The sequence below is a fragment of the Alteribacter lacisalsi genome (genome assembly GCF_003226345.1).
GTDB classification, from domain to species: domain Bacteria; phylum Bacillota; class Bacilli; order Bacillales; family Salisediminibacteriaceae; genus Alteribacter; species Alteribacter lacisalsi.
The window spans coordinates 472,768-492,129 of sequence record NZ_PDOF01000002.1 but is presented as its reverse complement, the minus strand read 5'-3'; the positions used below and the strand labels follow the sequence as shown (position 1 = coordinate 492,129).

At 50.7% G+C, this 19,362-nt stretch carries 19 protein-coding genes and 1 riboswitch; of the genes, 11 read left to right on the top strand and 8 right to left on the bottom strand.

Annotation, left to right across the window (positions count from 1 at the left end; all coding sequences use genetic code 11):
* Positions 1–91 precede the first annotated feature (91 nt).
* The 8 genes from egtB to CR205_RS13845 all read left to right on the top strand — a co-directional run bounded on the left by egtB (position 92) and on the right by CR205_RS13845 (position 4,748).
* Complete coding sequence (egtB, locus tag CR205_RS13880) at positions 92–1,369, top strand: ergothioneine biosynthesis protein EgtB (protein WP_236634842.1); 1,278 nt, start codon at positions 92–94, stop codon at positions 1,367–1,369.
* Positions 1,353–2,327: an L-histidine N(alpha)-methyltransferase gene (gene egtD / locus CR205_RS13875; protein ID WP_161524783.1), complete on the top strand. Its 975-nt coding sequence runs from the start codon at positions 1,353–1,355 to the stop codon at positions 2,325–2,327. The genes egtB and egtD overlap by 17 nt, the downstream gene beginning before the upstream one ends.
* 49 nt (positions 2,328–2,376) lie before the next feature.
* Complete coding sequence (locus CR205_RS13870) at positions 2,377–2,994, top strand: flavodoxin family protein (RefSeq protein ID WP_110520706.1); 618 nt, start codon at positions 2,377–2,379, stop codon at positions 2,992–2,994.
* Between the two features lie 146 nt (positions 2,995–3,140).
* Positions 3,141–3,443: a hypothetical protein gene (locus tag CR205_RS13865; protein WP_110520705.1), complete on the top strand. Its 303-nt coding sequence runs from the start codon at positions 3,141–3,143 to the stop codon at positions 3,441–3,443.
* On the top strand, positions 3,444–3,674 hold the full coding sequence (locus CR205_RS13860) for a helix-turn-helix transcriptional regulator (RefSeq protein ID WP_110520704.1): 231 nt from the start codon (positions 3,444–3,446) through the stop codon (positions 3,672–3,674).
* Positions 3,675–3,755: 81 nt separating this feature from the next.
* The gene (locus CR205_RS13855) at positions 3,756–4,037 is read left to right on the top strand and encodes a hypothetical protein (RefSeq protein ID WP_110520703.1); all 282 of its coding nucleotides are present in this window, start codon (positions 3,756–3,758) and stop codon (positions 4,035–4,037) included.
* Between the two features lie 66 nt (positions 4,038–4,103).
* Positions 4,104–4,283, top strand: a complete 180-nt coding sequence (locus CR205_RS13850) for a hypothetical protein (RefSeq protein ID WP_110520702.1) — start codon at positions 4,104–4,106, stop codon at positions 4,281–4,283.
* Positions 4,284–4,313: 30 nt separating this feature from the next.
* Positions 4,314–4,748 (top strand): PH domain-containing protein, encoded by a 435-nt coding sequence (locus CR205_RS13845; RefSeq protein ID WP_110520701.1) that lies wholly within the window; start codon positions 4,314–4,316, stop codon positions 4,746–4,748.
* An 82-nt stretch (positions 4,749–4,830) separates the two neighbouring features.
* Here the strand turns inward: CR205_RS13845 and CR205_RS13840 are convergent, their stop codons facing one another.
* Entirely contained in the window at positions 4,831–6,468 is a 1,638-nt protein-coding gene (locus CR205_RS13840) for an AMP-binding protein (protein ID WP_110520966.1), read from the bottom strand.
* Between the two features lie 157 nt (positions 6,469–6,625).
* Here CR205_RS13840 and CR205_RS13835 point away from each other — a divergent pair, with 157 nt between their 5' ends.
* Positions 6,626–7,555 carry an acetamidase/formamidase family protein gene (locus CR205_RS13835; protein ID WP_110520700.1) on the top strand — a complete coding sequence of 310 codons (930 nt, stop codon included), beginning with the start codon at positions 6,626–6,628 and terminating at the stop codon, positions 7,553–7,555.
* 135 nt (positions 7,556–7,690) lie between these two features.
* On the opposite strand, the gene CR205_RS13830 is transcribed toward CR205_RS13835, so the two are convergent.
* Complete coding sequence (locus CR205_RS13830; RefSeq protein WP_110520699.1) at positions 7,691–7,900, bottom strand: hypothetical protein; 210 nt, start codon at positions 7,898–7,900, stop codon at positions 7,691–7,693.
* 130 nt (positions 7,901–8,030) lie between these two features.
* A complete protein-coding gene (locus CR205_RS13825; protein WP_110520698.1) occupies positions 8,031–9,260 on the bottom strand; it encodes an NRAMP family divalent metal transporter in 1,230 nt (409 codons plus the stop codon).
* A 176-nt stretch (positions 9,261–9,436) separates the two neighbouring features.
* Between CR205_RS13825 and CR205_RS13820 the strand changes: the two genes are divergently transcribed.
* Positions 9,437–10,183, top strand: a complete 747-nt coding sequence (locus CR205_RS13820) for a class I SAM-dependent methyltransferase (RefSeq protein WP_110520697.1) — start codon at positions 9,437–9,439, stop codon at positions 10,181–10,183.
* Between the two features lie 44 nt (positions 10,184–10,227).
* On the opposite strand, the gene CR205_RS13815 is transcribed toward CR205_RS13820, so the two are convergent.
* From CR205_RS13815 to CR205_RS13800, 4 genes are all read right to left on the bottom strand, one after another.
* The gene (locus CR205_RS13815; protein WP_110520696.1) at positions 10,228–11,022 is read right to left on the bottom strand and encodes a MerR family transcriptional regulator; all 795 of its coding nucleotides are present in this window, start codon (positions 11,020–11,022) and stop codon (positions 10,228–10,230) included.
* A 137-nt stretch (positions 11,023–11,159) separates the two neighbouring features.
* A complete protein-coding gene (locus tag CR205_RS13810) occupies positions 11,160–12,356 on the bottom strand; it encodes a D-alanine--D-alanine ligase family protein (RefSeq protein WP_110520695.1) in 1,197 nt (398 codons plus the stop codon).
* 260 nt (positions 12,357–12,616) lie between these two features.
* Positions 12,617–14,200 carry a UDP-N-acetylmuramoyl-tripeptide--D-alanyl-D-alanine ligase gene (locus CR205_RS13805; protein ID WP_110520694.1) on the bottom strand — a complete coding sequence of 528 codons (1,584 nt, stop codon included), beginning with the start codon at positions 14,198–14,200 and terminating at the stop codon, positions 12,617–12,619.
* Positions 14,197–14,973 carry an alpha/beta fold hydrolase gene (locus CR205_RS13800; RefSeq protein WP_110520693.1) on the bottom strand — a complete coding sequence of 259 codons (777 nt, stop codon included), beginning with the start codon at positions 14,971–14,973 and terminating at the stop codon, positions 14,197–14,199. Before CR205_RS13800 ends, CR205_RS13805 begins: the two co-directional genes overlap by 4 nt.
* Positions 14,974–15,491: 518 nt before the next feature.
* A riboswitch (SAM riboswitch) is annotated at positions 15,492–15,591 on the top strand.
* Positions 15,592–15,671: 80 nt separating this feature from the next.
* On the opposite strand from CR205_RS13800, the gene CR205_RS13795 reads away from it, so the two are divergent.
* Positions 15,672–17,063 (top strand): LLM class flavin-dependent oxidoreductase, encoded by a 1,392-nt coding sequence (locus CR205_RS13795; RefSeq protein WP_110520692.1) that lies wholly within the window; start codon positions 15,672–15,674, stop codon positions 17,061–17,063.
* Between the two features lie 137 nt (positions 17,064–17,200).
* Here CR205_RS13795 and CR205_RS13790 read toward each other — a convergent pair whose 3' ends face one another.
* Entirely contained in the window at positions 17,201–19,129 is a 1,929-nt protein-coding gene (locus CR205_RS13790) for an endonuclease MutS2 (RefSeq protein WP_110520691.1), read from the bottom strand.
* Positions 19,130–19,362 lie beyond the last annotated feature (233 nt).

Here is a 19,362-nt window from a genome sequence, read left to right as displayed (position 1 = left end):
TGTAAGAAAAGGACATTTCCCTGTTTTTCCAGAATTAGTTTATCTAAGCACGGCAGAGGGTATTTTTAAATAGTTAAAGAAGGAGGCGGTTGTGATTCAGACGACAGGGACAACGCAATGCGAAACGCTGGTAAAAGAGTTTACGTATGTACGGAATCTGACGATGCGCATCACAGAACCTCTTGAGACGGAAGATTACGTAGTCCAGAGCATGTCTGATGTAAGTCCGCCAAAGTGGCATATGGCGCACACCACATGGTTTTTTGAGGACTTTATCTTAAATACATTCGTCGACGGCTATGAGTACCGGTTCGAGGCAACGAGAAAGCTGTTCAACTCCTATTACGAAACTCTCGGCAAGCCTTTTCCCCGCCATCAGCGCGGCCTGCTCTCACGGCCGACAGTGAATGAAATTATCGATTACCGTAAAGCCGTGGACAAAGAAATGACTTCATTTTTATCCGACCCCGAAAACCTCACAGACGAGATCCTATCCCTGCTTGAAATCGGCCTTCAGCACGAACAGCAGCATCAGGAGCTTCTTATCACCGATGTGAAGTACAATTTCTCAATCAATCCGCTTCATCCGGTATTTCACCCGAAGCCGCTTTCGCCGGTGGAAACGTCGGCTCCTCCAATGAAGTGGCTCCGTTTTGAGGGAGGCGTGGCGGAAGTGGGGACGAATGAGGAGCATTTCTCTTTTGATAACGAACGTCCGGAGCATAAAGTGTACCTGTACCCGTTTTCCATCGCCTCACGGCCTGTTACCAATGGTGAGTACATCTCCTTTATCGAGGAAGGCGGTTATTCCGATCCGAAGTATTGGCTTTCCGAGGGCTGGGCTATAGTGAATCAGAAAGGCTGGCAGGCGCCGCTCTACTGGGAACATGTGAACGGTGAATGGTTTTACTTTACGATGCACGGCTATAAAAAGGTTGAACCGAATGAGCCGGTCACCCATATCAGCTTTTACGAAGCCGATGCATACGCCCGGTGGGAGGGCTGTCGGCTGCCGAGTGAACACGAATGGGAAACCGCGTTTAAAAACCGTCCGGTATCAGGCCAGTTTCTGGAATCGATGGATTTTCACCCTGCGTTTGATGAGGACCAGTCTCCTTACGGTTCCGTGTGGGATTGGACAAGGAGCCCCTACACGCCGTATCCGGAGAGCGCCAGGCCGGACGGGGCCCTCGGTGAGTACAATGCCAAGTTTATGAGCAACCAGATGGTTCTTCGCGGTGGTTCTTGTGCCACACCGGATAACCACGTGCGCGTGACGTACCGTAATTTTTTTCACCCGGACAAACGGTGGCAGTTCAGCGGGATCCGATTAGCAAAGGATGAAACGGGCCATGACGAAAACAGATAATTCCGGTATGATAATCGACTTAAACCCTTCCCTCGCGTCCTTTCAAAAAGACGTGCTGACAGGACTCAGCCGGAACCCAAAGGTGATTGCTCCAAAACATTTCTACGATGAACGGGGCAGCCGCCTGTTTAATACCATAACAACGCTGTCTGAATACTACCCGACCCGGACGGAGAAACGGATTCTGCGTGATCAGAGTGCAGCGATTGCAGCGGCCATTGGTACATCCGCTTCGCTCGTGGAGTTAGGCTGCGGTTCAGAGGAAAAAATTGAGCTGCTGATTTCCGCAGTACCAATGGTAAAAAGCTATACACCCATCGACATTTCCCTGTCTGCCGTCGAGGATACAGTCAGCAAGCTGAAAATTGTCTGCCCCGGCCTTCACATATACGGTCTCTGTGCAGACTACACGAGTTCCACCGACTTTTTGCAGTACACTGCCAGCGGCCGGAGAGTGATCCTGTTTCTCGGCTCCACGATCGGCAATTTCGAAGAGCTTGAGCGGCACATGTTTCTTGAAAACCTGCGTGCACAGCTCAGCCCGGATGACGGGATATTAATCGGCATTGACCTAGTGAAAGAGCGGGCTGTGCTTGAAGCGGCCTACAACGACACTTCCGGGGTTACGGCTGAATTTAATCTGAACATGCTTGAAAGGATGAATCGAGAACTTGGAGCCGCTTTTGAAGTGGAAAAGTTCCGCCATACAGCTTTCTTTAATGAGGAAAAAAGCAGCATCGAAATGCACCTGGAGAGCATCACCGATCAGATCGTGGAAGTGGCAGGAAAGTCATTTACGTTCATGGCCGGTGAAACGGTTCATACGGAAAACTCTTATAAATTTCATGTAGAGGCGTTTGAGAAGGAAGCCCTGGAAGCGGGGCTGTCGCTTAAGAAAGTGTGGAAAGACCCCCAGGGCTGGTTTGCCCTCACGTATCTGGAAGCTGCCGGTAAATAGCCGTACAGAGCACATGGGGTTTCATAACAAAGGAGGATGATCTGCAGGAATGGCCAACTTGAAATGCCTAATGCTGAACACGTCACTCAAGACAAGCGATGAAGAGTCCAATACGAGCGCACTGATGCAGGAAGCCGCCCGCTGGATGGAATCAGAAGGTGTACAGGCAGTTGAACTCCGGGTGGCCGATTACAAGGTTGTACCGGGCATGGAGCCTGACATGGGAGACAGTGATGAGTGGCCGCAGCTGATGGAGAGGGTACTTGCCGCAGATATTCTCGTGATCGGCACCCCGATCTGGATGGGTGAAAAAAGCAGTATCGCCACACGTGTCATGGAACGGCTGTATGCGTCAAGCAGCGAGACGAATGAAAAAGGGCAGGCCATCTACTATAACAAAGTTGCCGGGGTCATTGTAACCGGTAACGAAGACGGGGCCAAGCACGCCTCCCAGTCAATCCTTTACGGCATGCAGCATGTCGGCTTCACAATCCCACCCAATGTGGACGCCTACTGGGTAGGTGAAGCGGGGCCAGGCCCTTCCTACATGGAAGCCGGACGGGACAGCGAGTTTACGAAGAAAAATACGAAGATGCTTGCGTTTAATCTGGTGCATTTTGCCCGGATGCTGAAGGAGAATCCGATCCCCGAGAAGGGGAACTCGTAAAAAACAAGCATAGAGAAACCATCCTTAATGTTGAGGGTGGTTTTTTAGTATTTAAATGTAAAATCTCTTTGACATATTTTCCAATTAATAGTAAGGTAAAAATGTAAAAACATTTTGACATTTACTTTTTGGAAGGAGCCGGACAAATGGACTTCATGCCCGTAGTCTACATATCCATACTGATCTTCAGTGCTATCGTGATTCTCATTACGCTTGTAACCCTGCCGAATACAGGAGATGAGAGAAAAAGATTAATCCGCACAAAAGCACAATCATACGCTTTCACGATCATTGTCGCCGTTCTTTTGTTTGATGCGGCGCGAGAACTTTATTCTATTTTCACAGCTGACAGCCATTTTGACGGCTATTCATCATTTACGCTGCTCGGAAGTGCATCGTTCATTTACCTGTGTGCCCTGCTGTACTTCAGAAGAAGGTACGGCTATTAAATGGAGAACCGAATAAGAGAACTGAGAAAATCAAGGGACCTTTCCCAGCAGGACATGGCGCAGCGCTGCTCCGTATCCCGGCAGACGATCAACGCGATTGAAAATAACAAGTATGATCCTACCTTACAGCTGGCATTCCGATTAGCTGACGTATTGGAAACGAAAGTAGACGAACTGTTTAACTATCAGCGGAAAGATATAGAAATGGTACGCAGGCACGGGACACGATAAGGTTATTTTCTGGGAATTCTAATCTTAATTATGATATGCTTTTGTTAGAATATTTAAATAACTTATATAGGGATTGGTTTCATGAGCAAAGAGCGTTTTTTTCTTCAATATGGTCTGATCATTTTCATATCCGTCTTCTTACTTCCGCCTCTGACGAGGTGGCTCGGTTTTTATCCTGCCGATGCCCTGCGAAATGTCTTCGGCGAGCCCCCTTCCTCTCCTTTGATTGCAATTGTGGTTGTCACAGGAATCGTGATGGCTATGGTGTGGCTATTGAGGAGTGAGTATAAAAAGCGGGTCGTTCATCCATCGGTGGAGGAATATTTTGCGGAACGGGAGAAGCGCCGGCAGGAAAAGAGCTGACTGGTCATTTGAGGTTCGGATGAGAGCCGGGAAAAAGTGATCATATATCGTTTAGGAGTGTCTGAATTGCCTTTATTTTTGTATGTTGCGATTGTAGCTGCCTTAGTTGTGTTCATCTTCAACAAAGCCCTCACTGTGCTGGAGAAAATCCGGCAGGGAGAAGACTTTGACGGTGACCGTATTTCACTTTCCATTGCCCTGTTCGTTTTTGTTTTCGTCTTGGTGTGGCCAGTGTTTGGCATTTGATATTTACTGTATAGTAAGGAGATATTACCAGTGGTTTTCCGTTCAAGAATTGATCCGATCACAATAAAAGTCATGGTGGGATGCAGCGTGATTGCCGGGGCTGCCTTGTTCCTGCCTTTATTAATGCCAGACTCTACCGTGACACAGGCGCTGATTTCAGCAGCAGTTTTTGTATTGTCCACCGGCATTCTCTACTGGGTTAAGGTGTCGCTTGGCTACAGTTTTCAAGAAGATCATTTACTCGTGAAAGGCGGGCCCTTCCGCTACCGGATTGCTTATGTAGACATTAAAAAGGTTTCGGAAACAGACGAGTATATTTCCGGGTTCCGGATGATGCTTGCCAAAACGGGACTGGAGATTTTTTACCGGTCAGGCTTGTGGGAGAGTATTAAGATTTCGCCGGAAGAAGAAGACAGGTTTCTGACGGAATTGAAGAAACGGTGCCCGGCTCTTGGGGACACTTGAGTCCCGTCCGGTGGGGCTTCTCTGAATAAGCAGGAAAGCGCAGATCCCGATGGGATGCTGCGCTTTCTTTGTATCCTTGCCTTTATTTTTTGCCCGAGGCGATTGTGCTGATGGCCTGTTCGCGGAGGCGGAATTTCTGGATTTTGCCGGATGCGGTCATCGGGTACTCGTCGACGAATTCGATGTAGCGCGGGATTTTGTGGCGGGAGATGCGGCCTTCGAAGTAGTCGCGCAGCTCTTCTTCCGTTGCAGATTCGCCGTCTTTCAGGATGATATAGGCGGCCACTTGTTCGCCGTACTTTTCGTCGGGGACGCCAACGATCTGAACGTCGCGCACTTTCGGGTGCTGGTAGAGAAACTCCTCGATTTCACGCGGGTAGATGTTTTCGCCGCCGCGGATGATCATGTCCTTGAGTCGTCCGGTGATGCGGACGTAACCGCTTTCATCCATCACCGCGAGATCGCCGGTATGCAGCCAGCCGTCGTCTGTGAGCACTTCACGGGTTGCTTCTTCGTTTTTGTAGTAGCCTTTCATGACGTGGTAGCCGCGGGTGCACAGTTCGCCCTGCTGGCCGTTTTCGACTTCCTCATCGGTGCCGGGAAGGACGATTTTCACTTCCACGTTCGGCAGCGCACGGCCGACCGTTTCAGTTTTGCGTTCGAGGGAGTCATCGACGCGTGTCTGGGTGATTACCGGGGACGATTCGGTCTGGCCGTAGGCGATCGTCATTTCGGTTGCGCCCATTTTGTCGATCACGCCGCGCATGACTTCGATCGGGCAGTTGGACCCGGCCATAATGCCTGTACGGAGTGCGGAAAAGTCGTACTGATCAAGATCCGGCTCGTTGAGCTCGGCGATGAACATAGTCGGCACGCCGTGAAGGGCGGTACATTTCTCCGCATCAACGGCTTTGAGCACGTCTTTCGGGCTGAATTCCTGAACCGGCACGATGGTGGATCCGGCGTTGATACAGGCGAGAATGCCGAGCACGCAGCCGAAGCAGTGGAAGAACGGCACCGGGATGCACATGCGGTCCTCGGCGCTTAAGTTCATGCACTCGGCGATGTTTCTCGAGTTGTTTACCAGGTTGTTGTGGGTCAGCATGACGCCTTTTGGAAAGCCGGTTGTGCCGGACGTGTACTGCATGTTGATTACGTCGTCCGGGTCGAGGCTTGCCATGCGCTCGTCGAGTTCTGCATCCGTGACGCTGTCCGCTTTGTCGAGCAGATCCGGCCAGCTGAACATACCCGGGTGCTTTTCGTTCCCCATAAAGATGACATTTTTCAGGTACGGAAGCCGCTCGGATTTAAGCTCACCCGGCTCGCATTCACGGAGCTCCGGTGCGATTTCATACAGCATGTCAAGGTACGATACGCCTTTATATTCGTCCATAAGCACGATGGTGGTAGCATCGGACTGCCTGAGCAGGTACTCGAGCTCGGATGTGCGGTAGTTCGTGTTGACAGTCACGAGCACGGCGCCCATTTTTCCGGTCGCAAACTGGCTTGTGATCCACTCGGGTTTGTTTGTGCTCCAGATGGCCACGTGCTCGCCCCGTTCAATGCCAAGCGCCATAAATCCTTTTGCTGCGCGGCGGCACTCGTTGTCAAACTCCCGATATGTAAGCCTGAGTCCCCGGTCGGGATACACGAGCGCCTCGTGCTCGGGCTGTTTTGCTGCCATATCTTCAAGAAGCTTTCCTACTGAAGTCTGAATCATTTCTGCCAAACTGAACGCCTCCTCTTTTTTTTCACCTATACTTGTGATTATATCGGCTGACTGAGCGCACGGTCAACCAATATTCTGAATCTTCATTACATTGTAATTTATTCTGATTTTCGCTATTGTTTAAATGAAGATAAAGGAGGCGAACGGTATGATTCATACGTTAAAGCTTGAACAGAAGTATCTGCGCGGCACGTTCAGCCGAGATTATGAGACGGTGCTGACCGTCAATTCGGGAGATACGGTGCGGATGACGACACCAGATATTGAGTGGGGCTACTCCCCCGCGCCGGAAGAGGCGCGGCACGTGTTCGATACGCTCACAGATCAGGACTGTCACCCGATTGTCGGGCCGATTGCCGTTCAAGCGGCTGAGGCGGGAGATGTACTTGAAGTACGAATTAATGATCTGGTGCCTGGCTGGTACGGCCGCAACTGGGGCGGCGGCGGTGCGAGCTGGCAGAATGAGCAGATCGGGATTGTGGATGAGGAAAAGGTCGCTCTCGACTGGACGCTCAGCCGGAAACGGGGCAGCGCTTCAGCAGCCGTCGGCGGACGACAGCTGAGCGTACCTGTGAAGCCGTTTCTCGGTCTTCTTGCTGTCGCTCCGGCTGCGGATGGCATTCACTCTACCATTCCGCCCCGGCGCGTAGGCGGCAACATCGACTGTAAGGAGCTCGTAACCGGGACGAAGCTGTATCTGCCTGTAGAGGTGGACGGTGCCCTCTTTTCCTGCGGCGACGGTCATGCAGCCCAGGGGGACGGCGAAGTGTCCGGCACGGCCATTGAAGCGCCGATGGATCTTGCCGATCTGACCCTGTCGGTCAAAAAGGGAATGTCCCTTCAGAACCCAAGAGCCAATACCCCGTCCGGCTGGCTGACATTCGGTTTTGATCAGCAGCTCGATGTGGCCGCAGGCTTGGCGCTGAGCGACATGGTGACGCTTATTTGTGAGCTTTATGACGTGTCCAGGCCGGAAGCCGCGGCCCTGGCCAGTACGGTAGTGGATCTGCGGATCACGCAGGTCGTGAACGGCGTTAAAGGTGTGCACGCAGTCCTGCCTCATGGGGCGATCCGGTAGGCGTTCAGCCTGGTCCTTACTAACAGTGCCCCCCCTTCTCAAGCGAATGACCCTCACCAACAATCAGGTGAGAGTCATAACAACCAACCGCTCGGTATGTTATTGTTGAGTGTCCATAAATACACTTCCTGTTCCTTATTCCAGATTCTCGACTCCCGGGTTTGATCTCGGGATCCTTTTTCCTTCTGATTTCATCACATGGTAGTCTTCGTATTCACCTTTTTCAATCGCATCAGCAAATTCGCCACGGGTCATTGTTTTACCGGTTTTCGTATCCTTGAACCTTTTGTTCAAACCACTGTCCTTCTCTTCAACGACGGTTACACTGCCTTTTTTGTCGGCCATACAGACACCACCTTTCGATCAGAAATTGGTTTACCTACTACTTGTTATCCCGCTTTATCCGTTCATTAAACGTAAAATTGAAGGCCCGGCATATAAAATGCCGGGCCTTGGTTCCATTCTATATTTAAAATTAAAACATCTGATTCCAGAGATCCGGCACTGATTCGATCATAGTCAGAACACCGAAGTAGGCCATGAGCACAACCACAAGTCCACCGAAAACAGTGAGCCATACCGGGTGCTTGTAGTCTCCCACGATTCTGCTCTGATGGGCTGCGAGAAGAATACAGCCAAGAGCGAGCGGCAGGATCAGTCCGTTAAAGGCACCGGCTAGGATGAGGAGAGTGACCGGCTGGCCGATAACCGAGAATACACTTGTGGAGAACACGATAAACCCAATCGTCCACCAGTTTTTATTTCGCTCGATGGCAGGATGGAACGTGGTCAGAAATGATACTGATGTGTAGGCGGCTCCGATGACCGACGTAATTCCCGCTGCCCAGAGCACAAGTCCGAAGATACGGAAGCCGATTTCACCGGCTGCGATCTGGAACACAGACGCCGTCGGGTTGTCCGGATCAAGCGCAAACCCTGCTGTTACTACGCCGAGAACAGCAAGGAACAGAAGAAAACGCATAATGGAGGCAACAACAATACCTGTTACCGCCGTGTTCGTCACGTAACCAAGGTTGCGCTGTCCCGAAACACCGGCATCCAGAAGACGGTGACCGCCGGCAAAAGTAATGTAGCCGCCTACCGTTCCTCCGACAATGGTTACAATTGCGAAAAAGTCCAGCTCCAGCGGGGCAAACGTGCGTATCGCCGCTTCCGCGTATGGCGGGTGACTCGTAATCATTACGTATGCCGTAAGCAGGATCATGAGAGCCCCGAGATAACGGACGACTTTGTCCATGGCCACGTTAGCTTCTCTGGAGAGAAAGATGACGATACAGATGATCCCGGTCATAACGGCTCCGACTCTTGGGTCAAACCCGAGAAGAGCATTCACCCCGAGGCCGCCCCCGGCTACGTTACCGATGTTAAACGCAAGACCGCCGAGGACGATAAAGAATGCGAGCACATAGCCGAGTCCCGGGAAGACGGCGTTGGCAATTTCCTGCCCGCGCATCCGGGTAACGGCCACGATCCGCCAGATGTTCACCTGTGCCCCGATATCAAGAATAATCGATGCTAAAATAACGAAGGCGAAGCTCGCCAGAAGTGTTTCCGTAAATACAGCCGTCTGGGTAAGAAACCCCGGACCGACCGCAGATGTAGCCATCAGAAAGGCCGCACCGGCCATGGCGCTCAGCCGTTCCTTCGGCGTCATCTGCTTTCTTTCATCAATGTCATGCTTCATTATGTATCATCCTTTCCAAATATCCTTTTGTTACTTTACCCCTTTTTGTTCACCTTCCTTCATCTATTTCATTAATCTGTTACACTAGAGGCTATATTATAGCCGGGAATTACCGGCTTTCACAACAATTTCACAAGCAACTGAGTCAATAATCCCAGGAAAGGAGCGATGGAAGGATGAATGAAAAGTACTTTTTTGAAGCGTTTGACGGCCTTGAACGGCTTGGGCCGGGAAGCGAAGCATCCACGCGAAAAGCAGCGTCCTTTTATCCCCAGCAGGATCAGCCGATCCGGATTCTTGATGTGGGCTGCGGCAACGGAGCCTCGACACTGCTGCTTGCAGACATCTTTCCCAACGCACACATTACTGCCATTGATAACAGTGAAACATCGATTCAAAAGCTCCATGATCAGGCCGGGCAAACCGGTGTGTCTGAGAGGATTGAAGCGATGACGATATCCATGTTTGACATGCCTTTTGAAGAAGAATCGTTTGACCTGATCTGGTCTGAAGGTGCCATCTACATTGCCCGGTTCACCAATGGCCTTGAGGACTGGCGGAAATTCCTGAAGCCCGGCGGCTGGCTCATCTGCAGCGAAATCTCCTGGTTGACCACCTCTCCGACGACTAAAGCAAAACAATTCTGGGAGAGCACCTACGATCAGATTGATACGGTCGAGGCAAAAATCAGCCAGATCCAGACGCGGGGATATTTATGTGAAGCTCATTTTGTACTGCCCCCATCGGACTGGACCGACCACTACTATCTCCACCTGGAGGAAAACCTGAGGGACATGCGGAAAAAATACGAACATAATTCTGAAGCGATGCACGTGGTTGAGGAGGTTCAAAGTGAAATCGATCTGTACAGGAGCACGGGCGAAGATTACAGTTATGTTTTTTACGTGATGAAAAAACAATAAACGAAAAAGCTGAAGCAGCGGATGCTTCAGCTTTTCTTTGTATGTCAGGATTTGTCAGCCTGACTCTCTTCGTACATTTTCTCCATCTCTTTCCCGATTGCCTCCAGATAAGCTTCTTCTTCAGAGGTAAAGAAATTGGGAAACTGAAACTCCACTTCAGCTGACGCTTGTGTGGTATCAGACTTCTCAGCCAGTTTCGCGAACGTTTCCGGGCTGTCCACGTGCTTCGTGACTGCCTCTGTGAGTTTTGCGAGCAGATTGAATGCCTCTTCTGACCGCGGCGGAACCTGATCTTTCATTAATTGTTTGACCGTCGCCAGCACGTCCATCATGTCGAGGTCGATCTGCTGCCTCTGTTCTTTTGGAAACGAGAAAAACAAAGCGGCCATCTCATCTGAAAAGTGCTCCTTCATCCACTCCCGCTGCTCGTCTTCGTGTTCAGTCTGAAAGAGAAGCGACGTTATAACGGGCCAGGTAACGCTTTTTCCTTCTTCAATCAGAAACTGTACACGTTCCACCGCCTCAATAGCGCGGTTTAACTCATCTCTTTTTTCAGTAAGCAGGGTATGCTGAGTCTCAAGTGATGGACCCAGTTCCATAACGGCGGCATCGTCTTTCTCAATCAGTTGTCTGATTTCCTCCAGTGATAACCCGATAAATTTAAGGGACTGAATCTGCTGCAGCTTCTTCAGCTCTGCTATTCCGTAAAGCCTGTGGCCTGCGCTGTTCTGCTTTGAAGCAATCAAAAGCCCCTTTTCCTCATAAAAACGCAGCGTCCGCTCGGTCACGCCTGCCCGCCGGCCAAACTCCCGGATTGTAAACATTGACTGCTGTTTCATACTGTCAACCACCCCTCCTCGTTTATCTGTCACAAGATTACCATGTGACGTAACGGAAGGCGCAAGAGGGAAATGTAAAAAATTTGCTCAAAACACGTCAGGCAGCCCGCGTGATGCGGGCTGCCTGACGGTGTGTATTAGTTTTTGCTGCCTTTAAGCCCGCCTGAATGGGAGCTGAACAGGTTGCTGTCGATGGAAAACATGAGCTTTTCCCGCTCACGCATGCGCTTAAGGGCAAGTTTGATGAGCTCGTCAGTGAGCTGGGTGAAGTCTTTGCCTGACGGGTCCCACAGGTAGAAGCTGAGAGAGCCGGGAATCGTGTTGATTTCGTTGATGTAGACTTTGTTCTGATCCTGGTCGATGATGAAGTCGATCCGGGAGACGCCGTTGCAGCCGAGAACCTGGAATGCTTTTTTGGCGATTGTCTGGATCTCTTCGGTCTGCTCGCTGCTGATTTCGGCCGGGATAATACGGTTGGTTGACTCCATGCCTTTGGAGGCTCCGCCGCCGTCTTTTGAGCCGCCTCCGCTCTGGTATTTGTCCTGATACGATAGGAATTCGTCGCTGCCGAGCACTTCTTCAAGGACGGAGGCTTCGGCGGTTTCGTAGTCTCCGAGGACGGAGCAGTTCACTTCTTTCATGTTGGTAACCATGCGCTCGACGACGATTTTACTGGCAAACTCGGTTGCCAGTTCGACTGCTTCCTCCAGCTCTTCGAAGTTGGCGGCTTTGCTGATGCCGACGCTGGAGCCGAGGTTGGCCGGCTTGACGATGACCGGGTAGCTCAGTTCGGTTTCGACCTTTTTACCGACGGCGTCGCGGTCGTTCTGCCACTGGGATGAGTAGAAAGAAATGTACTCAAGAATCGGAATATCCCAGTCGCGGAAGATGTGCTTCATCACGACTTTGTCCATACCGGTCGCAGACGAAAGCACGTCGCAGCCGACGTACGGGATGTTGAGAAGCTCGAGGAACCCCTGGAGGATGCCGTCTTCTCCGTATGTGCCGTGAATGACAGGGAAGGCCACGTCGATTTCGCCGACCGTCTTTTTGCCGAATTTCGGCTGCGGGTCTTTCTGAAGATGGACTTTGCCTTCGGAGTCGCGGACGACCTGGACTTTCTGGGCGTTCTGGAACAGCTCCTTCTGGTTCTGGTAGTTGCTGATTTCCATCAGGTTTTCGCCCGTGTACCAGTCACGGTCCTTGGAAATGTATAGGGGGTAGACTTCATATTTGTCTTTGTCCAGCGCGTTGATGGCCTGGAGGGCGGAAATGACGGACACTTCGTGTTCTACGCTCATGCCGCCGAAAATAACGCCGACTCTTGTTTTCATAGTTGGGTGCCTCCTTATGGTCTCTATGTAACAGGGCCCCGCCGCTGGGGGCGGGGGTTGTGTTGGGATGAATGGTCTAATGCGCCGGTGATTTATGCGCAGGTTTCTGGGTTTATAAGCGATTTTCCTGGTTTATAAGCGAAAACCTAGTTTTATAAGCGAAATGCGATTTTTATAAGCGGAAATCCTGATTTATGAGCGAAAGTAATATCTCAGTTTCACAGGTCGCAATCAGAGTAGTCGTACCGTTGGCAGGCGGCCTACTCGTTATAGTTATCCGGCAGGTCGTTCTCGAGGAGTACGACCATCTTCTGCGTGGCGAGCTCGTGCATTTTCGCGAGGCCGTCGTTCAGATTCTTGGCCACGTAAGTCTGCGCTGCCGGATAGCCGGCTTCTTTCAGTCCATCCTGCAATGGCTTCGTCTGGCGCTCGCCGACAAGAATGATGAAGTCACATTTACCGGCGGCGTGCATGGCGAGTTCTTTGTTGCGTTCGTATTCCTGCTCGCCAAGCTCAATCATGCCCGGGGTGATGAGGACCTTGTATTCGTCCATCTGGCCGAGGACGTCGACCGCCATGCGGGCGCCTTTCGGATTGGAGTTGAAGCTGTCGTCGAGAATGGTAATGTTCCCCTGCGGTTTTTTCAGCTCCAGACGGTGTTTGACCGGCTGCATGTTCTTAATCGGTGTCTTCATTTTTTCAAGCGGGATGCCGAGCTCACGGCCGACCGCGATTCCGGCAAGGGTATTGTAGATGTTGTGTTCGCCGAGCAGTCTGGTCGTAAACATCTCGCTTGTGCCGCCTTTTTCCTCGACGGTAAAGGTCATGCCTCGGGATGTGTAGGTGATGTCTTTCGCCTTGAAATCCACATCGTCAGCATGAATGCCGTAGTAAACCTTGCGGCACTGATTTTCCGGCGTGTAGCTCATGATGTTTTCATCGTCTTTGTTCAGGACGCCGAGGCCGTCTTCCGGCAGACTTTCAATGATTTCGTATTTCGTTTTCTGTACCGTTTCAATTGTTTTAAACGTCTCCAGGTGCTGGGGACCGATGGATGTGAGGATCCCGATCCGCTGATGGACAAGGTCGCACACTTCCTGGATGTCGCCTTCCTGCTTGGCGCCCATTTCTGCAATAAACACTTCGTGATAAGGTTTCAGATATCCTCTGATCGTTTTCGTGACACCGAGCTTCGTGTTGTAGCTTTCCGGTGTCATCAGGACGTTCAGCTGGCTTGAAAGAATCGTATGGAGAAAGTGCTTCGTGCTCGTCTTCCCGTAGCTGCCGGTAATCCCGACCACTTCCAGGTCGCGGGACCCCTGGATCATGCTTTCCGCTTCATTAAAGTACTTATTATTTATGCTCGTTTCAATCGGTTTGTTGATCGTGTTGGCAATGATAATGACGAAAAAGCCGAGCACGTAGACGATAAGCAGCATAATAGCGGCAAGAGCCGGCTGGTCGGCTGCGATGCCTACAAAGGCGGCTGCAGCGGCAAAAATGGCAAGCACGATGCCCGCAGAAGTCAGCATCCGCTTTACGCGTGGCGTAACGACAAGCTTTTTCTTCTGCTGCTCTTCCCTGCTTGTGAAAAAGAGAGCAACAAAGCCGAGAACGAGAAGGCTGAGCCCGATTAAGTCAAGGCCGAAAAAGACAAGTGCGACCGGAATCACAAGCAAGTAGTCTCTTACCTGAAAGACTTTACCTGTGTTGCGGCTGATCCACCGCATATACCGTTCGTTCCGGTAGGAGTTCAGCTGAAGCATATGCACGCTTCGCATCAGTTTTTTGGACATGGCCAGCGCCCACGCGGCAACGAGGGCGATTAAGAGAATATCAATCATTTTGTGGCTCCTTTATCTTTTTCAAGAAATTTGTCTACAATCACGTTGAACTGGTTCATCTGGTCAAGGAATACATAGTGGCCTGCGTTTTTCAGGACCACAAGTCCCGCATCAGGCATGAGTTCTTCCATCCGTCTGCCGTCTGCCACCGGGGTGGCTGTGTCGTTTTCCCCGTAAATGAGAAGTACTGGCACTTTCACATCGGGCATCAGGTGCTGCAGATCTTCGTTGACGACTTTGACCATCGTCTGCTGCATCACGCCGGATGCCTGGCGGTAATCGGCTGAACCGGTGCGGCCTTTAATTTTCGCGAGGATATCCTCCCGATATTTATTCAGTCCCGGCAGGCGCAGGACGTTTTTGCATGCTTTGTAGAAGTAGACTTTCGCATAATAATTGAGCTTTCTTTTCGGCTTGATTCCGGCGCTTCCGGCCAGAATCAGCTTCTTTGCCTTTTTGTATTTTGATGCGTACACGATCGAGACCCGGCCTCCGAAGGAATGACCGACAAGAATCGGATTTTCGATTTCAAGTTCGTCAATAAACTGGGCGAGCACCTCTGTATAATCCTCGACTCCCCACTGCTCCGGCGGCTCGTCGCTCTGGCCAAAGCCGGGAAAATCAACGGCGTACACTTTAAAATTCCGTTCAAGAAATTTATGAACAGGCGTGAACGATTTTGAGTCCACACCCCATCCGTGCAGTAAAATGACAGGCGCGCCTTCGCCTGAAACTGTATAATGAAGCGCCCCGTGGGCTAAATTGATGTGCATGCGCAAGAACCCCTCTGTCTGTATGTAGTCGTGCGTATAAGAGAACCACTGGATACTATTCGTCCTTCCGGCGCGAAAAACGACCGCCGACCGGCAGAACATCCCTTTTATTTTATCATATGTACGGCGGGTGAAAGGATATTCAGATAATAAAATTTCATCCGATATGGACGTTTCATTTGTCGCCGATTCAGGCGATTTTGTTACATGGGTGTTAAGGATGGGTACTTAGTAATACATACCACTCGAGGGAAACTGACAAACTTCGGAAACGGGAAGGTAGTAATTTTGTTTATTCCTTGTTCAATTAATGGTATGGTGCCAGTATAAATTCATTTACTATTTCCATATTCTCAGGTCTTTTGTTCTGTCAGTATAGATTAAGAGACTGATATCCACTCACACCGACAGTTAAATGTACCACTATGAAATTTTCAGAATAAATTTTATTTTATTGTTGACTTATCTCATCAGAAAAGTTAGAGTTTTTCCCAAGATCAAAAATTTCATATGATTTACTCTTATCCAGAGCGGTGGAGGGACTGGCCCGATGAAACCCGGCAACCTGATTAGAAGGTGCTAATTCCTGCCTGACTGATGTGTCAGGCAAGATAAGAGAGACAGATCTGTTTATTTGCCTCTCTTATTCGTAAGAGAGGCTTTTTTGGTTTCACAAAACCTTTACCGGAGGGATGAACATGACAAAAAAGAGAATTTTTCTGAATGCATTTGACATGCACTGTGCCGGCCACCAGTCACCTGGTGTCTGGACTCACCCTGAAGACCAGTCTGACCGCTTTAATGATCTGAGCTACTGGACCGATCTGGCTAAGATGCTGGAGGCCGGGGGATTTGATGGTATTTTCTTTGCCGATGTACTCGGAACTTACGATGTGTATAACGGCAGTCGGGAAGCTGCTGTTACGAATGGCGTCCAGGTTCCCGTTAATGATCCTCTCCTTGCCATTTCCGCAATGGCCCACGTGACTGAACACCTCGGTTTTGGCGTAACGTATTCAGTCACCTATGAGCACCCTTATATTCTCGCCAGGCGACTATCCACCCTTGACCATCTGACGAACGGCCGAATCGGATGGAATATTGTGACGTCCTACCTTGATAGTGCAGCCGTAAACCTTGGATTCAGCGGACAGCTCCATCATGATCAGAGGTATGAAATAGCAGAGGAGTATCTGGAAGTCTGTTACAAACTCTGGGAAGGAAGCTGGGAAGAAGATGCTGTTGTTAAAGATAAGAAAAGTAAGGTTTACACAGACCACTCCAAGGTTCACAATATCCGCCATGAAGGTAAGCATTTCACAGTCCCCGGCCCTCACCTCTGTGAACCATCCCCTCAGCGTACACCGGTGCTTTACCAGGCCGGCGCGTCCCCAAGGGGACGTCAATTTGCCTCAAAGCATGCAGAATGTGTGTTTACAGCCGGACCCACAATTGAAATTGTGAAAGACTACGTGAAGGACCTTAGAAGCCGTGTGTCCACTCAGGGGCGAAACGAAGAAGATGTCCGTGTCTTCGGTATCCTGACCCCGATCGTTGGAAAAACAGAGGACGAAGCACAGGCCAAATACGAAACGATCAGAAAGCACGTAAGTTATGAAGGCTCCCTCGCCCTTCTGAGCGGATGGACCGGCATTGATCTTTCCCAGTACAGTCCGGATGAAAGTCTAAAACACGTCACCAGCAATGCCATGCAGTCTGCTGTGGATATCTTTACTAAAGCAGATCCGAACAGAACCTGGACACTCAGGGAACTGGCTTACCATGTTGGGGTTGGAGGAAGAGGGCCGGTGATTGTCGGTACTCCTCAACAGGTTGCAGATGAAATGGAGCGCTGGGTCAATGAAGCAGATGTGGACGGTTTCAATATTCCCTATACCATGGCACCGGGAAGTTTTCAGGATTTTACAGAACTGGTCGTCCCTGAACTCCGGAAACGGGGCCTTCTGCCGCCACAAGATGCCAGGTATGAAACGTACAGGGAAAATCTGTTTGGAGAAGGTAAAACCCGCCTCCCTTCCAGCCATCCCTCCCATACATGGAAAGAACTGAAAAGACGGACCGTTACTTAGGTATCTTCAGAAGGAGGCGGCAGACGACGTTTCTGTTATACTCAACCAGCGCATCACCCAGTATTCAGGAGTGTTAATCCTTCACAGACAAAGAACCCGTGCTCGTATAAGCACGGGTTTCTTCTATAAATTATCTGCTACTCTTCCTCCCTCAGAATCAATCCTTCCTCATACTTCCTTTCCACCACCCGCTTGGTTTTTCTGTACTCTACTGATTTGAAGATGATGTCGAAGTCGTAGTCAGGCGGGTACAGCTCGGATGCGGGAATATGGAGCTTGAGACGCTTATGGTTGATCCTCTGTTTTTCCCCTTTGATCTGGACGATGTAGTGACCGGTTTCGTCCGGCCCTTTATAAACGATGCCGACACTCCTGTCGGGAGAAACGGTCACGTTGTCGCCCTGGCTGAACTGGGGAATGGCGGTCTGCTTCTTCTTTTGTCGCCGCTGGTCTGTATATTTATCAATGGACAGCTGCCTTTCGTATTTTCGCTTCTTTGCCTGCGGCAGGTTTGCCGGTATACCGATCGGCTCTGCCGGACTGCCGCTCAGCTTATGGGCGCGCGTGATCAGCTGCGGATGCAGTCCGAGCTTATAGGCGATTTCAAACGCCTGGCTGTTCCCTGTTTCCCCGAGCACGAGACGGTACGTCGGCTGCAGAGTCTCCACGTTAAACGCCATCGACCCATTCATAATGCCCTCGGTTTGGTCTGCCATCGCCTTCAGTTCCCGGTAGTGAGTCGTGGCAAGCGTGATCGTTCCTTTGGCAAAAAGCTGTTCGATAATTACCTGGGCCAGCGCCATACCTTCGTTCGGGTCAGTACCAGAGCCGAGTTCGTCCACGAGCACGAGCGAGTTTGCGTCGGCTTCTTCTAAAATGCGAATGATGTTGGTCATGCGCGAGCTGAAGGTGCTCAGGTTCTGTTCGATACTCTGACCGTCGCCGATGTCGACGAACACATGCCTGAATACGTGAAGACTCGTACTTTTCCCGGCCGGGACGAGGAGCCCGGTCTGAGCCATGAGAGTCAGAAGGCCGGCTGTTTTCAAGGTGACGGTTTTCCCGCCGGTGTTCGGTCCGGTAATGATGAGCGTCCGGTCCCCGTTTCCAAATGGAAGCGTGAGCGGCACGGCCTGTTCACCGAGCAGCGGATGACGGGCCTCGTCCAGGTGAATACGGAAATCCTCATTTAAATCGGGCACGATTCCGTCGATTGAACGGCCGTATTTGGCTTTGGCAAAAATCACATCGTAATGATGGACCGTTTCCATGGCCACGTTCAGATCCTGTTCTTTTTCATGTACAAGGGCTGTCAGGGTGTAGAGAATGCGTTCGACTTCCTGCTGCTCTTCTGCAGCAAGGATCTGCAGTTCTTCATACAGCATTGCAACCTCCCGGGGTTCCATGAAGACTGTGGCACCGGAAGCAGACGTATCCACAATCGTCCCGTTTACTTTGGAGCGGTACTGCTTTTTTACCGGGATGGTGTAGCGTCCGTTTTTCTCCACGACCATAGGGTCCTGCAGATAGGCGGAGAGCTTTTTGGAACTGCACATGGCTTCTGCTTTTTCCTTCACCTCTGTCTGCCTGATTCTCAGATGTCGCCGGAGATCGGCAAGCTCTGGTGAAGCATGGTCATCGATCCGGCCGTTTCGCAGGCAGCGGCCGATTTCCTCTTCCACGTCCCGAAGATCCCCGATCGCATGCACGTAGTTCGCCACGTTCGGTGCTACAGACACTTTATCTTTCATAAACGTTTTCAGTTTGCGGCAGTGCTCGAGAAAAGAAAGCACCCGCTGAAGCTGGGCCGGCTGAAGGAAGAGACCTTTTTTGGCCTGTTCGATATAAGTCGTGATCTCATCGATGGCGTGGAGCGGGATGCTGGAGCTGATCTCAAGAATCCGCACAGCCTCCCTCACTTCCTCAAGCATGTGGGCAATCTGCTTTTTCACGGTTTTCGGTTCACTGGCAAGGATCGTCCGCTTCGCCCGTTCGGTGTGGGCAAAGGAAGCAGCTGTATTTAAAATCCGGTTATAATCGAGTTGCTGTAATGTTGTTTTATTCATGACGAATGATCGTCCTTTCTTTAATGGAAATCTTAAAAATCTACACAAAAAAGCACCTCAAGCAAGTCGCTTGAGGCGCGGGTCCGCCCTTCACGTAAACAGACACACCTGTACAAAAAGACAGACGGGTGCTGTTATGACTGCTCGGTTCTTAACTGTACGAAAGGCACGCGAAAGAAACCGGCCTTCTGCCGATTTTTTGCCTCTCTGTACGTATCCGGTTAGGGATTAGT